The following is a 15,431-nucleotide window of genomic DNA, read 5'->3' on the forward strand; positions in this document are numbered from 1 at the left end:
TATTTTTTAGGCGTATTAAAATAGAGTTAGTAATTAGACCTAGAAATAGCATTAGACATCAATTGCGTAACTTTCCAGCTATTAACTCTCAGAAAGATAAGCCAAAGTTTTTTTCTCATAGTTGTTCTATGGCTCAGCTTCAATTATTATCTAGAATTTCAATTCAATTTTGGTCGCGTTATGCTTGGTTTTTAGATTTTGCTTATTCTGTTTTAGGCTGCTATCATATTTCAGAAAGATGGGAGGCTCTTCAAATATTAGTTAAAAATTGTGGTTATATAATTCCTTTTCAGAATATTTGCTATGTAAGTGATAGACCGATTGAATTACTATTCAAAAATGATTTAATTTTACATTCAGAAAACAACCCAGCAGTTTTATTTAGTGATGGATATCAAATTTTTGCTTATAACGGAATTGAATTGTCAATCACATATTAGTTGGTAAGGTGAGCATTGCCCACTTTACATGATTAATCGATAAACCATTTAGGTGATGTTAATAAAAACAATTCACTGTTTCCTATTAATTCTTGATTATCTATCATTTTTACCCCAATGATACCCGCTTTTTTCACAACTATTTGGTTTTTGATATCACCTAAAATTAACATTTCAGCCCAGTTACCTAAATCTGGTTGATGACCGACTAAAGCTATTCTTTGCGCCTCATGATAGTGATTAGATAGCCACTGTAACCATAGTTGTATGTCTCCTCCAGGTGCAAGAGGTTCATGGATAGAGATTGTTTTGCTCAAGCCTACATTTTTCAAGATTTCTGCTGTTTGATAGGCTCTTACTAAAGGGCTAGTTAAAATATACTCAAAAGTGACACCAATATCTAATAGTTTTTGGGCTACCTTGGTAGTTTTAGTAATACCTTTTTCTGTCAAAGGTCGCTCTCTATCTTGAGTATAAATACCTCTTTCCACAGCGATTCCATGACGAATCAAATAAATTTCCATAGAGGCTATTTTGCTTTATTAACAATATTCTAAATACCTTAGTATACTTTCTACATCAAGATTAAACTATGTCAGACTGGGACTTTAGTCCGCCACCAGAATCAGAATTACAAGACCGCGAAGTATTATTAGAAGGTACTCACCTAGTCGGTAAAAGGATTGCTTTATTGGTAACAGGTAGTATTGCAGCCATCAAAGCACCTTTAATTGCTCGTAGTTTGCGCCGTCAGGGTGCGGATGTGGTAGCTTTTGCTTCGTCTGAGGCTCTGCGTTACACTACCGTAGATGCTTTGGAATGGAGTACGACTAATGCGGTGGTTACACAATTAACGGCTGCTGCGGAACATTTAAGTGATGACAATCCTTTTGCAGCTTATGTGGTTGCTCCAGCTACTTACAATACAATTAATAAGCTGCGTCACGGTATTGCAGACGGGGTAGTTACCTCCAGTGTCGCTTCAGCTATTGGCAGGATGGAGAGGGGTAAAACCCAGGTGTTAATTGCACCGACTATGCATGGTAGTTTACATAATTCTCTGCTAAGGTCGTCTTTGAGGCATTTGCAAACTATGGGAGTGAAAATTATTCCTCCTAAAGTAGCTTATGGCAAAAATAATCTTCCTCCAGAAGCAGAAATTGTTACTCAGGTAATTCGCGCAGTTAGTAATTCTCCTCTAAAAAATGTGCCGATTTTGGTTACAGGAGGTGCTACGCCAGTACCTATAGATAATGTGCGAATATTGACTAATCGTTTTACGGGAAAATTAAGCGGTTGTATTGCTGAAGAATTGTATTATCGGGGTGCAGAAGTCAAATTAATTCGCGGACAGGGTAGTTATAATCCACCTAGTTATTTACCCCATCTTTTAATTAATAATTATGACGAGTATCTTCAAGCTGTTATAGAAGAATTAAGCAAAAATAACTATCAATTTGCTATTTTTTCGGCTGCTGTAGCAGATTATCAGCTAAAACAAGTATTTCCTGGCAAAATTCCTAGTGGTGGTGCGTTACAAAGTATCGATTTAATTCCTACCGCAAAAGTGATTGCAGAAGTGAGGGAAAAATTTCCCAATTTGGGTATGGTGACTTTTAAGTATCAAGAAAATATTACCCACGAAGAGTTAATAAAAATTGCTCACCAAAGATTGCAACAAGGTTATCAAATGGTAGTGGCTAACCGAGGCGAAGAACAAGGCAAAAATAGCGAACAAGTAGCCTATTTGGTAACTAAAAATAACCCACCACAAAAGGCTATAGGGAAAGAAAAAATAGCAGTTGCGATCTCTGATTTTATAACTGTAAGAAATTAAACATCAAAATAATTAATATATCAATGAGTCAAAAGCTAGAACATATTTCTACCAAAAAGCTAATTGAGTTAGCATTAAAACAAGAAGAGGAAGAAATAAAATATCTTAGTGCTTTACAGTTTCGTGGAACAAAAGATGTCTTGAACGCAGCACAAGAACTCTGTAAAAGTATTAATGAAAATGAGAAGGAACTTGGAATTTATATATTAGGTCAATTAGGAATTCCTCAAAGAACTTTTCCTAATGAATGTTTAGAAATTCTTTTAAATTTATTAAAGCGAGAAAGTAATACTAATATACTTGGTGCGATTGGTATTGCTTTAGGTCATTTGGGAGATCGCAGAGCCATCCAACCATTAGTAAAATTTAAAAATCACCCTGATGCTGATGTTCGTTATGGAGTCGTTTCTGGTCTATTATGCCAAGAAGATGAATTAGCGATCGATACTTTAATAGAATTATCACAAGATGAGGATTCAGATATCAGAAATTGGGCAACCTTTGGTTTGGGAACACAAATTGATACTGATAGTTTAGAAGTTAAAAAAGCATTATGGCGACGAATACAAGAAGAATCAAAAGCAACACCAATAGGTCATGAAATATATGGTGAAGCATTAGTAGGTTTAGCTAAAAGAAATGAAAAAAAAGTCATCGAATTAATACTACAAGAAATAACTTCAGATAGCGTTAGTATTTTATGTTTAGAAGCAGCAGAATTAATTAGTAGTCACCAATTATATCCAGCTTTATTTGAATTAAAACAATTGTGGAAAAAAGAAAAAGATCGGTACTTTTTAACTCATCTAGAAGATGCCATTCAAAGTTGTAAAAAAATATAATAGTAAGGCGATATTAGAGTTCACCCTACTAAGATAAAAATTTATTTAACGATCGCTCCAAAGTCGGCTAAAACTCTAGCATGATTGCGTAACAAGCCTAATAAGTTAAGACGATTTTGTTGAACATCAGCATTTTCTGCCATTACTAAAACGCTATTTTCACCATCAAAAAACTCACTAACTATCGGAGCAACTTTTACTAAACTATCTACTAATAATTGATAATTTCTTGACTCTTTTGCTGCTTCGGTTTGCGGTACTAAATCGAGTAAAGCATCATAAAAGCTTTGTTCTGCTTGTGATTCAAATAAATCGGAATTTACTACTGTTTCGGGTTCTAATTCCTGGGTATCTAAATCACCTTTTGCTGCTAAACGAGTAGAACGATTAACAGTTTCATAGATATTCTTTAAAGTACCATTGTCACGAATTTTTTGGAGGAACAAAGCGCGATCTCTTACATCCAAAAGATTCTCTAAAGCACGTTGGGTATATTCAGCATCTTCATCTCCGACAACTGCATTTACCAAATCGTAATCAATATTTTTTTCTTCTAAAAGCGTCCGAATTCTCTGCATAAAAAATTCTTCCAAATTAGCTATAGGAGATTCTTTATCCTCATGGGCAGCCAAAAAAGCAGATGAACCCTGACTAATTAATTCAGCTAAATTAATAGCTAAATTGCTATTCCAAACAATATTAACCACACCATTAGCAGCGCGTCTTAAAGCAAAAGGATCAGAAGAGCCAGAAGGAATCATTCCCAAACCAAAAATGCTGACTAAAGTATCTAATCGATCTGCTAAGGCTACTACTTGACCGTTGAAAGTTTCGGGTAAAATATCATCTGCGCCTCTAGGTAAATAATGTTCAAAAATGCCTTTTGCCACAGTAGCAGACTCGCCACTTACAAGAGCATATTTTTCTCCCATAACTCCCTGTAACTCAGGAAATTCATAAACCATTTGGGTTACTAAATCTGTTTTACAAAGTAAGGCTGTACTTTCAACTTCTGCTCTTTGTTGTTCATTAAGATCTAACTGTTCTGCAATAGTATTAGCTACTTCCATAATGCGGTCTACTTTATCGCGCATTGTGCCTAATTCTTCTTGGAATGTTACAGTTTCTAGCTGGGGTAAATAGGTTTCTAAAGGCTCATCACAGTCTGCTTTATAGAAAAACTGAGCATCAGCTAATCTAGCTCTAATTACTCGACCATTACCTTCAGCAATTAAAGTGGATTTAGCAGGGTCGCCATTAGAAATAGTAATAAAGTTAGGTAATAAGGTATTATCGCTACTGCCTTGTTTCACAGGAAAATAACGCTGGTGAGTTACCATCACTGTAGTAATAACTTCAGTAGGAAGTTGTAAAAACTCTTCTTCAAACTGACCAATAACTGCGGTGGGATATTCCACTAAATTAATAACTTCTTCGAGTAAATCAGCAGAAATTTCGGCTACCCCCTGCACTTCTTTCGCAACAGATTCAATTCCTTTAACAATCTTTTCTTTTCTGACTTTAGGATCGACTTCTACAAATGCCGATTGCAACAACTCGACATAAGCAGTAGCATTAGAAATAGTTATCGTATTAGGGTGTAAAACTCGATGTCCACGGGATATGCGATCGCTTTTTATAGTTTCCGAGCCATTGACTAATTCTAAGGCTAAAACCGCATCATCTAATAATGCCACTAACCAACGAATCGGACGAGGAAAACGAATCTCTCCATCTCCCCAACGCATGAACCGTCTTCCTTCTAACCCTGTAATCCAACCAGGTACTAATTCTTGCAAGATATCTTCGGTTGGTCTACCAGTAATTTTTTTCTGAATAAAAACAAACTCTCCTTTAGAAGTATCCCGCAATTCTAAATCTTCTAAACTCACTCCTTGCTTTCTAGCAAAGCCTTCTGCTGCTTTAGTGGGTTGACCATCTTTGTAAGCAGCTTTTTTTGGAGGTCCTTTAATTTCTTCTTCTCTATCTGGTTGCTTTTGAGGGAGTCCTTTTATGAGTACGGCTAATCTTCGGGGTGTTCCGTAAAACTCCACTGCATCAGAGTTCAGAAACTCTGCGGTTAAGCTATTGGGGATGCGCTTTTGCCATTGAACAATAGCACTACTGACAAAATCTGCTGGTAACTCTTCTACCCCTACTTCTAATAAAAAATCAACCATAATAAAGCTAACCATAACATACAGTTAAAACAGGATAACAGTTAATCAGGTTAGTTCGATAGATATAGAATTAGATGGTTGATAAATAGGGTCAGTCAATTTCGGATTTTGGATTAACGATCATAGAATTGTCCCCCTGAATGAATTCAAGGGCTTGAGGATTTTGGATTGACGATTTTAAATTTTTCCATAGTTGAAACTATCCGCTTGAAACCTTTCATAATTTAATCTAATATCATTAATTCAAAATCTAAAATTTTTTTGGTTATGGAGAAGGGGTTACTAATAACTACCCTTGTGAGCCAATCACTACTCCCTCGAAATTTTCTCTAAAAAAGACCTGGTTTAAAATTAGATTCAGTTTAAGATGGCAAATGACTGGCAATTTCTTGGGCTACCTTTTCAGGAGATTGTTCCCCATCAATAGTTAATAAGCGATCGCTATACTGATAATATTCTAATATTGGTACAGTAAAGTCTTGGAAATTCTGAATGCGACGTTGAATAACTTCTGATATATCATCCGTTAACCCTCTACTTAAAGCTCTTGCTGCCATTATAGAATCACTAACTTTGAGATAAATCGCCCAATCTAACCTTTGTTTGAGCTGCCCCAATAAAAAATCCAATTCTTCGGCTTGGAAAGCTGTGCGGGGATATCCTTCCAGAATCCAGCCGTTTTTAACATCGGGTTCTAATAGTCTTTGCTTAATGAATTGAATCATCAACTCATCAGGAACTAATTCTCCCTGTTCTACATAAGGTTTAGCCTGTTTGCCTAAATCACTTCTTGTAGCGATTCCTGTTCTAAGTACTTCACCAATAGAAATGCTGGGTATTGCAAAATTGCTGCTAATTTTAGCTGTTTGTGTTCCTTTGCCTGAACCTGTTCCCCCTAATATTACCAATTTCATAAACTATTGTTTAAACTCCGCATACATTAACCATTTTCTTCTTCTTCCGTTATAGCCGAGGTGAAATAGAAAACATCTTCTCCATAAAAAATCTGTTACGCATTTAAGTTATTACTTGAGACTGAACAAAAGAAACGGAAGGAGCAGGAGAAGAAGTAAATTCACCTCAGCAACTAAATATGCAGTTTAAATGCGCGTTAGCTTATTTATTTAGTTACTTAAGCATAGTTATTTATAAATTTATCGTTTTCTTTTGTTTTAACCGCCGAATATACGGCTTTTTAACTAAGCAATTTAATTATTTTTGTATAACTACTAGACTAGATTGACTTATTTATTGGTCACAATTGGCAAAAGAGAGTCTGGTAATTCTTCAAGTGTTTGATTGACTGCACGACAGAAATTTTTCATTTGTAATACTGTCATTGTGGGTTCTGCTTGTCCTTTTTCCCAGCGACGAACAGTAGAGACAGCTACCCCAATTTCTCTAGCCAATTGTTCTTGAGATAATTGAGCTTTTAATCTTAACTTTTTAAAAGGTGAGTTGGTTTGTTGTTGTTGATTTTTTTTAGGTCGAGACATAATAATTCTTTGCGCTTAAATAAAGTAGTTTTTGTGGACGAACAGAAAAAATTAGTTTGATTAGTAATTAACTATAGTAAGTAAATCCAATTTTTAAGCTCAAGTTTATAAGTTTAGATTTTAGCTTTTAGCTTTTTTCTATTAATTCCTGTTTAAAAAAATGTATGGCAATCAACAATCAATGTCAAACTGTAGAAGAAAACACAGATATTAACTCAATCTTGCTTTAATTTATTTGTATGTTCCTAGTTTTCACTGTCTTAAAATAAGAGCGACAGCATTTCTTGAAGATATAATTTACATAAACAACAGCCAAATGTATTATTTTTTCACTAAAAGTCTCTATCTAATGGCTACTTTTTTCTTTTTTAAACCATCAAAAAAAAACATTTATTATCTTCTATTATTAATATTTTTGAAATTTACTTGCATTAACTCAGAATTCAGGTAGCGTCATCTGTAGAGAATGCTGACGAAGATATCCTGTAATATAAACATATTATATGTATTTACATATAATATGTTTATTTGATGTTTTTTTCTTCAAGAATAACAATAAAAAATTTTAGTAAGATGCTATATTAAGCTTATATTGATTATAAAAAATAGCTATAATTTGCAGTACATATTAGCTTTTAAAAAATATCTAAAAAAGTAATAATTTCTTTAAGATTTTGTGAATCTAACAAAATTATAAGTATTCCGAGTAAAAAATTTATGATTACTTTAAAGTAAAAAAGTAAAAAAAAAGTGCGCTAAAAACGCACTACTTCAATTGATAGCAGTTGAAGCTAAGGCTAGGACAGATAAATCTTGTAATGGCAAATGACCATTCGCGAGATTCACGAGACTTTATCTCGCTTTGCTTAAAGTAATGATGTCTTGATGCCACTGAGTTAATATTGCTTCAGACAACTGGCTTCGAGTACTAAGTTCTGTGACCATCACTAAAAATTTTTTATTTTAGTGAAATTATTTTAGTCAGGAATTCGTAACACTAACTAAAATAGTACTTCTGACATCACGGCTTCTTCAATGTCCTAATCCATTGTTTAATTGCTATATATGATACTGAATCAGTTAATAAATTAGGCGTTGGTGATTTAAGTAATGACACCTGGATGTTGCGGTTCGGAGCTTCCAAGCTCTAAGCTTAAAAGCAAATTTTTACTGCTTAACAACTCAACGAAATATCTTTTCAGCCTTACACATTCAGCAACGCCATAAATTATTATTGGTAGTTTACAATACGTGCAAAACTAGCGGGTTCTAAACTTGCACCACCTACTAAAGCACCATCAATCTCAGATTGTGCCATGATTTCATCAATATTGTTGGGTTTAACTGAACCACCGTATTGAATAGACACATTTTTATTTTCAAGTTGTTGACGAATTACCCCAATAACTCGATTAGCTTCGCTAGATTCACAAGTATCTCCAGTACCAATTGCCCAAATAGGCTCATAAGCGATAACTAAATTATTCTGGTCAACCTCTACCAAACCTTTTTGTAATTGACTAATAATGATATCTTCTGTTTCTCCTGCATCTCTTTGCTGTTTGGTTTCGCCTACACACAGAATGGGAGTAATACTGTGTTCTTGAGCAGCTTTTAGCCTTAAGTTAACAGTTTTATCTGTTTCACCAAAGTATTGACGGCGTTCACTGTGGCCAACAATAGCATAATCAACACCAATTTCTTTGAGCATATCGCCAGAAATTTCTCCTGTATATGCTCCTTTATCTTCCCAATGAATATTCTGTGCCCCTAACTTTACTCTTCCACCATGAAGATTTTTTGACATTACCGTTAGAGAGGTAAAGGGAGTACATAAAATTACTTCTCTCTGATTATTTGTATTTTCAATTTGAGATTTAAAACTTTGCACAAAATCTAAAGACTCTCCCTGAGTTTTGTGCATTTTCCAGTTTCCTGCAATTATAATCTTTCGCACAGCTATTTCTACTTCAACTTTTTATTGCAAGTTTTAGTGTACGCCTAAAGGAGAGGTTAAGGCTAGTATCACTGTCTAGAAGTCAGGGTTTTGATTATTTTGTAGACCGAAGTAGTACTTTAAAGGCAATAGACAAAAGTGAGCCAACAATAATCAATCAATAAAATGGTGCGAGATTCAAACCTTTTCTCAACTCTTTCCGTTCGGAAAGACAGTTCAATAGACAAGAAATTCTATAAAAAATTGACTATTGGTAGACGAGTTATCAAGGAAAACAAGCCAAAACACAACAGTAGGATACCGCTAATGGGGTTAATCCAACCAGACCAACGGCGTAACTCCAGAATTTTTTTAATTGAAGCAGTAAAAGTTCCTGCTAATACCAGAGGTGCAACGTATCCTACTGCATAAGCCAGTAATAAGCTACCTCCCAGAACTAAATCTTGAGTAGAGGCTACCCATGCGAGTAAAGTTGCCAACACTGGAGTGCTACAGGGAGAAGCCACTAAACCAAAAGTCAGACCTAATAAATAAGAGCGTAAACCACGGGGTAGGTCTTCTCCTATCCAATCTGTACCGCCAAAATTAGGTAATTGTAGGGGAAGTATCTCTAATAAGTTTAACCCCATCGCGATCGCAATTAAACTAACTACTATGGGTAAGCCAGTACCAATTTGACCGTAAACTTTCCCAATAGTGGTAGCGACAATCCCTAAAATAGCTAAAGTGGTGGCTAAACCTAAAGCAAACCAACTAGATTGAATTGCACCTTGCCATTTTCCCTGAGATTCATATCCTCCTATGTAACCTATAGTAATCGGCAACATCGAGAGCATACAGGGAGTCAAACTTGTTAGTAAACCCGCCAAGAAAATAATTCCGACACTAACGATACTGAGATGACTTAACTGATTTTCAACCAAGCCATCAGCAAATTTTTCAAGTAAGTAAAACTGAGTTTGTAAAAATTCCACGAAACTAAAGGATAAAGGATGAATTATGAAGTGAGAAAGGTGATAGGTAATGGTTAATGGGTAATGTGCGGGAGCAAACTACGAACAACCAACGACTGACAAATAACCACTAACCACTCACTGTACAGACGTTCCGACGGAAACGGCAAGAACCTGCTAAGGAAGGCTCACCAAGACACGTTTCTAATCAATAACCACCAACCAAAAATTATTTTTCCATTGCTGAAACTGACTTAGGAACATCAGAAGTTAGAATGTCGTGTCCGCTTTTGGTTACTAAAACATCATCTTCGATGCGGATACCGATACCCTTCCAACAATCAGGAATTTCTGGTTGTCCTTCTGCGGGTTGAATATAAGGAGAGATGTAAAGACCTGGTTCGACTGTTACGATATTGCCTGATTGTAAATTTTGCCAAGTTTCTTTATTGTGTTTGTATGCTCCGACATCGTGAACATCCAACCCTAACCAATGTCCTGTACGATGCATATAAAAAGGCTTGTATTTTCCTTCTTTGATAATTTCTTCTTTATCTCCTACCAGTAAGCCTAATTCCATTAAGCCATCTACCAATACGCTGACAGCAGTATCGTGAAACTGATTATAGGGATTTCCTGGCTGTACTTGCTCGATAGCCTTTAATTGAGCTTCTAACACTAATTCATAGAGGGTTTTTTGTTCGGGAGTGAATTTACCACCTACAGGAAAAGTACGGGTAATATCGCCATTGTAATAACCATAGGAGCAACCAGCATCTATTAGTAATAGCTCGTTTTCTTTTATTTGACAGTCATTTTCTACATAGTGCAACACACAAGCATTTGCCCCAGAAGCCACAATAGAGGGGTAAGCAATACCCATAGCTCCCTCTAAACGGAAAGTATGCTCTATTTCGGCTGCGACTTGATACTCGTATACTCCTGGTTTGGCAAATTCTCTAGCACGGTTGTGAGCTTGAGCAGAAATCGCTGTGGCTTTGCGCATCATGACAATTTCTTCGGGACTTTTTACTAACCGCATGGGGTGAGTTAAAGGCTTAGTGTCTTCTATCGCTGTAGGTACACGCCCTCTTTTTTGATATCCTGCGATTAATCTTTGCCAGTATGAGAGTATCTTATCATTAAAGCTGCGATCGCGTCCTAAATGGTAGTAAATACGGTCGGCATCGATCAAATATTTGAGTAGATGTTCATCTAGCTCTGTGATGGGGTAAGCTTCATCTGCACCATAACGTTCTTTCGCTGCTTCTACACCACAACGATAACCAGTCCAGGTTTCTTTTTCGGGGTCTTTGGGTTGCACAAATAAAATAAAGCGATGTTTTTTGTGATGGGGAGCAAAGACTGCTACCGCTTCTGGCTCATTAAACCCCGTTAAGTAATAAAAATCACTATCTTGACGATAATTATACTCCACATCGTTATGCATCACTGCCATTGGCGCACTGCGAAAAATAGCTGTACCATTGCCGACTTTTTCCATTAACCGTTGTCTACGCTGTTGATACTCCTGTTGCTCAATCCCCATTAGTTATCAATATCCTTTTTGTAACTATTTAGATCGTTAACAAATAAATCTACTCTGTAACAAAATACTTGCCAAAGTAGATTCATCATTAAAATTATCTGTGTTCATCATTGTAAAGGCTCTGGATTATCTTTAATCCCATCGCTTACCCTGGCAGTTTAGTTTAAAGAGCAAGCACAAATAGTGTAAAACAGAAACCAAAGAAAAGTCTCGATCCTGCTTTCTAAATATTTCAAATTTTAATAATCAATTTCTGGGCGAGTATTTCTTCTTCTTGGTTCATCCCAATCTGAAGGAGGTTGTCTGGTTTCGGAGCTGTCTTGCTCGTTATCACCATAATCATCATCATCATCATCATCAGAACCAAGATCGTCTATTGGCTGATAATCTACATAATCAGTAGCAATCACATCTGTGTCTTCTTCATAACTATCTCCGAGATCATCTTCGTAGCTTCTACCTAAACTGTCATTGTAACTACGACCTAAATCATCATTACTGTAGCTTCTGTCTCTTGCTTCAGAATTGGGTGCTGGTCTGCGAGTACTAGGTCTAGGTTTATCTTCAAAAAACCGTGGTTCTTCGGAAAAGCGATCTCTTTTGCTACGAGAACGTCTAGTATCGGGATAGTCTGGCTCATCCCAACTATCTTGTTTCGACCACTCACCGTAGCTGTCTCTGCTATCTCGACGAGGAGGAGTATTTCTGGGACGACGGGAGCGGGTAGGCTCTACTGCACCAGATCTATCTCCACGACTGCGAGAGTTTCTACTACGAGGTTCTTCTTCCCTTAAGCTTCTACTACGAGAAGGACGAGGCTGAGGGTCATCATAACCCCGCAATCTCGGACTGTCATAATTGGGTGCTGCACCTTCATAAGCATTGTAAGCATCAGGGATACTACGACCTTTTTCGTTCTCAAATTCTTCTTCTCGATAAACCCTAGTACGGCTTACAGGACGATCTCTATCTACTGTGGGAGTATTACGTCTTGCTTGCTCTGTAGCAACTTTTCGTAAACGAATACTTTCCACTGCAAAGAAAATAGTTGAACCAGTTAACAAAAACTGTCCAAACTGTAAAATAGGATCGAGTCGCCAACCCTGAAACAGCAAAATAAAGCCACACAATAAACCTACCGCAGCAAAAAATATATCATGATCTCGCGATAACTCTGGGCGTACAGAGCGTAGAAAATATAGGGATGCTCCTGCTACTGCTAAAAAAATACCTAAGATACTGGCTGAATTCAGCCCAAAATTAACCATTACTCCTTATTGCTCCTGTGTGTGTTCTGTTAATGTAAATACTAACTTTTGTTCTTCAATAAGCGATCGCATTAAGTTTAAATACTTAATAATTTAGGGATGATTTTAAATAAATATATTTTAAGAAATAATTGTACTGTCTTGATTTTAAATGGAATACAAAAATAGTAGCAGCCCTTCCATGATGTCATAGACATAGGATTTGCTGCTACAAAAATCTGGCAATAAATTACAGTGAGCGAGTTTTTTAGGAACGCTCAATTTTATCGAATTGACTAAAAGCAATTAAAGCTACAGTTGCAGGAATAACTACGATTAAAGTTCCAGCAAGTAAACTCCAAAGAAAATTAGCTAAAGAGGGGGTCATAATTTTTTAATCCTTATTTATTGGGTCGTAAAAATTTACTTCGTTAACAATTCTAAAATTTTTTTAGCAAAAACTACACTAATTCTAGTTTTTGATCGCAATCCTTAGATTTGTCAAAAGTTAGATAATACCCGAACTAGCTGAGATCTAGTTCACATACAACGTTACAATACACCTAAAGATACTTAATATTCTGTAACCTTATTATCATAATTTTGCGCTATGAATCCACTTACTATCGCAAGTGTTGCTTTAGGCATAGGCTTAGTCTTAATGACCGTTCTGTTTATCTTTCGCATCGTTCTCACCTGGTATCCTCAAGTAGATACCGATCATTTTCCTCTTAATCTGGTCGTTACACCCACAGAGCCAATCTTAAAACCCCTGAGAAAATTTATTCCTCCTCTTGGTGGAGTGGATATCACCCCCATTATCTGCGTTGGTATTTGTACCCTGCTGCGAGAGATACTTTTAGGTCAACAAGGCTTATTAACAATGGCAATGAAAATTAATTAACCTGAATTCTATGACTAAGAAATCGAATGGTCAGAAGTAGGGAATAGTGGTGCAAAAGAAGCGGATATTTTATCGACTTACGACCAATAAACTATGGCATCAAATGTTCTTGCACAAAATTCGTATATACTTCTCCCTTTAAAAAAGCGGGAGTTTCCAGAATTTTCTGATGAAAACCAATAGTTGTGGGAATTCCTGTAATAGCGCATTCTCGTAAAGCTCGTTTCATACGCTTAATTGCGACATCTCGGTTTTCTCCCCAAACAATTAACTTACCAATTAGAGAATCATAATAGGGGGGAATTTCGTAGTCTGTATAGACATGAGAATCCATTCTGACTCCTGGGCCTCCAGGGGGCAAATAAGCACTAATACGACCAGGATGGGGACGGAAATTATGATCGGGGTCTTCTGCATTAATGCGACATTCAATAGCATGACCTTTAAGTTGAATATCTTTCTGAGTAAATCTCAGTTTTTCTCCCCGAGCAATGCGTATTTGTTCCGCAATTAAATCGATTCCTGTAACAACCTCAGTAACGGGATGCTCTACCTGGATACGGGTGTTCATTTCCATAAAATAAAAATCACCCGATTTGTCCAGCAAAAATTCTACCGTACCTGCTCCCACATAGTTAATTGATTTGGCTGCTAAAATAGCAGCTTCCCCCATTTTTGCCCGTAATTCAGGGTTAAGCACTGTACTGGGGGCTTCTTCGAGTAATTTTTGGTGACGGCGTTGAATAGAACAGTCTCTTTCCCCTAAATGTATTACATTACCGTGACTGTCTGCTAAAATCTGAAACTCAATATGACGGGGACATTCGATCAATTTTTCTAAATACACCCCCCCATTGCCAAAAGCTGCTTCTGCTTCTCCTTGGGCTGCTCTGAATAGGCTCACAAGTTGGCTTTCATCTTCTACAAGACGCATACCCCGACCACCACCACCAGCAGTAGCTTTAATCATTACAGGATAACCGATTTTCTGAGCAGAAGCGATCGCTTCTGTTTCATTTTGTAATAAACCTTTACTACCAGGAACCGTAGGAACTCCTGCTTGTTGCATAGTTTTTTTTGCTGTAGATTTATCCCCCATCGCAAGCATGGCTTCTTTGGTAGGACCAATAAAAATCAGATTATGATCGGCGCAAATTTCTGCAAAACGAGCATTTTCTGCTAAAAAACCGTAGCCAGGATGAATTGCTGTCGCATTACGAGTCAAAGCAGCAGCAATAATATTGGGAATATTAAGATAGCTTTTCCCCGAATGAGGAGGTCCAATACAAACACTTTCGTCTGCAAGCTGGACGTGGAGAGCTTGGCGGTCGATGGTAGAGTGGACTGCTACTGTAGCAATTCCCATTTCGGCGCAGGTGTGTAAAATGCGTAAAGCAATTTCTCCTCGATTAGCAATTAAAATTTTGTCAAACTGCATAGAAAAGCACACTCAATTAATGAAATCGAAACCAAAACAAGCCGTGTATTTTCCTCAGAGTACATTTACCCTGTCTACTTTACGGTAGAGTACCTTCGATTTGTCTATCATATATCGAGATGAGTCTAAAGCCTAGATTTTCCAATAATAATTCGATTTGTTAATTGTTATTGGCTCGTGGCTTGTTGTCGATTGTCCGTTACTTGTTACCTAATTTACTCGATCATTCATCCTTCCTTCCTTAGAAGGTGGTCTATCGCTACTCCAAGCCCACCAAGCAGTCTCACACTCACACAGATAAAATTCTTGCCATTTACGACGCAAATCGTAATCGGTTACAGGAGAGCGACGATTGAGCCAAACTTTGGTAGCTTTCGTTGCTTGAGCTTTGCAAGTAGGACAACAAAAAGGAACAGCGTGAACTGCGTTTGCTGTCCATTTGGGAGGATTCAGAGAAAAGGCATCCATAATGAAGTCAGTAGTCAGTAATCAGTAAGCACCCAATTAATTATCAATGAACACTTAGCAATTAGCAATTAACCATGCGACCCCGCTTCGTTTTATTTATCCAAGAAATGGAGAAGGCGC

15 protein-coding genes are annotated in these 15,431 nt (G+C 36.9%); 4 read left to right on the forward strand and 11 right to left on the reverse strand.

Translation table 11 applies throughout. The features are described from left to right. A partial coding sequence (locus H1P_RS00900) for a DUF6745 domain-containing protein (protein ID WP_222426886.1) occupies nt 1-440 on the forward strand: 440 nt, incomplete at its 5' end. A 32-nt stretch (nt 441-472) separates the two neighbouring features. Here the strand turns inward: H1P_RS00900 and sixA are convergent. Next, nucleotides 473-964, reverse strand: a complete 492-nt coding sequence (gene sixA / locus H1P_RS00905; RefSeq protein ID WP_144863209.1) for a phosphohistidine phosphatase SixA — start codon at nt 962-964, stop codon at nt 473-475. A 68-nt stretch (nt 965-1,032) separates the two neighbouring features. Here sixA and coaBC point away from each other — a divergent pair, with 68 nt between their 5' ends. Then, a complete protein-coding gene (gene coaBC, locus H1P_RS00910) occupies nt 1,033-2,277 on the forward strand; it encodes a bifunctional phosphopantothenoylcysteine decarboxylase/phosphopantothenate--cysteine ligase CoaBC (protein WP_144863211.1) in 1,245 nt (414 codons plus the stop codon). A gap of 23 nt (nt 2,278-2,300) precedes the next feature. Further along, entirely contained in the window at nt 2,301-3,119 is an 819-nt protein-coding gene (locus tag H1P_RS00915; protein WP_144863213.1) for a HEAT repeat domain-containing protein, read from the forward strand. Nucleotides 3,120-3,160: 41 nt separating this feature from the next. Here H1P_RS00915 and glyS read toward each other — a convergent pair whose 3' ends face one another. The 8 genes from glyS to psbX all read right to left on the reverse strand — a co-directional run bounded on the left by glyS (nt 3,161) and on the right by psbX (nt 12,889). Then, complete coding sequence (gene glyS, locus H1P_RS00920; protein WP_144863215.1) at nt 3,161-5,299, reverse strand: glycine--tRNA ligase subunit beta; 2,139 nt, start codon at nt 5,297-5,299, stop codon at nt 3,161-3,163. A gap of 362 nt (nt 5,300-5,661) precedes the next feature. Further along, nucleotides 5,662-6,213 carry an adenylate kinase family protein gene (locus H1P_RS00925; protein WP_144863217.1) on the reverse strand — a complete coding sequence of 184 codons (552 nt, stop codon included), beginning with the start codon at nt 6,211-6,213 and terminating at the stop codon, nt 5,662-5,664. 330 nt (nt 6,214-6,543) lie between these two features. After that, entirely contained in the window at nt 6,544-6,795 is a 252-nt protein-coding gene (locus H1P_RS00930; protein WP_144863219.1) for a helix-turn-helix transcriptional regulator, read from the reverse strand. 1,231 nt (nt 6,796-8,026) lie between these two features. Next, nucleotides 8,027-8,752 carry a triose-phosphate isomerase gene (gene tpiA / locus H1P_RS00935; RefSeq protein ID WP_186375782.1) on the reverse strand — a complete coding sequence of 242 codons (726 nt, stop codon included), beginning with the start codon at nt 8,750-8,752 and terminating at the stop codon, nt 8,027-8,029. A 233-nt stretch (nt 8,753-8,985) separates the two neighbouring features. Then, the gene (locus tag H1P_RS00940; protein ID WP_144863224.1) at nt 8,986-9,726 is read right to left on the reverse strand and encodes a cytochrome c biogenesis protein CcdA; all 741 of its coding nucleotides are present in this window, start codon (nt 9,724-9,726) and stop codon (nt 8,986-8,988) included. A gap of 208 nt (nt 9,727-9,934) precedes the next feature. Continuing rightward, the gene (locus H1P_RS00945) at nt 9,935-11,254 is read right to left on the reverse strand and encodes an aminopeptidase P N-terminal domain-containing protein (RefSeq protein ID WP_144863227.1); all 1,320 of its coding nucleotides are present in this window, start codon (nt 11,252-11,254) and stop codon (nt 9,935-9,937) included. A gap of 239 nt (nt 11,255-11,493) precedes the next feature. Beyond that, nucleotides 11,494-12,522 (reverse strand): Ycf66 family protein, encoded by a 1,029-nt coding sequence (locus H1P_RS00950; RefSeq protein ID WP_144863229.1) that lies wholly within the window; start codon nt 12,520-12,522, stop codon nt 11,494-11,496. A gap of 247 nt (nt 12,523-12,769) precedes the next feature. Further along, nucleotides 12,770-12,889: a photosystem II reaction center X protein gene (gene psbX / locus H1P_RS00955; protein ID WP_144863231.1), complete on the reverse strand. Its 120-nt coding sequence runs from the start codon at nt 12,887-12,889 to the stop codon at nt 12,770-12,772. Nucleotides 12,890-13,111: 222 nt separating this feature from the next. Here psbX and H1P_RS00960 point away from each other — a divergent pair, with 222 nt between their 5' ends. Further along, nucleotides 13,112-13,405 (forward strand): YggT family protein, encoded by a 294-nt coding sequence (locus H1P_RS00960; RefSeq protein ID WP_144863233.1) that lies wholly within the window; start codon nt 13,112-13,114, stop codon nt 13,403-13,405. A 91-nt stretch (nt 13,406-13,496) separates the two neighbouring features. On the opposite strand, the gene accC is transcribed toward H1P_RS00960, so the two are convergent. Continuing rightward, nucleotides 13,497-14,843 (reverse strand): acetyl-CoA carboxylase biotin carboxylase subunit, encoded by a 1,347-nt coding sequence (gene accC / locus H1P_RS00965; RefSeq protein ID WP_144863235.1) that lies wholly within the window; start codon nt 14,841-14,843, stop codon nt 13,497-13,499. A gap of 210 nt (nt 14,844-15,053) precedes the next feature. Further along, nucleotides 15,054-15,311, reverse strand: a complete 258-nt coding sequence (locus H1P_RS00970) for a hypothetical protein (protein ID WP_144863237.1) — start codon at nt 15,309-15,311, stop codon at nt 15,054-15,056. Nucleotides 15,312-15,431 lie beyond the last annotated feature (120 nt).

Source organism: Hyella patelloides LEGE 07179 (assembly GCF_900659865.1).
Classification (GTDB): domain Bacteria; phylum Cyanobacteriota; class Cyanobacteriia; order Cyanobacteriales; family Xenococcaceae; genus Hyella; species Hyella patelloides.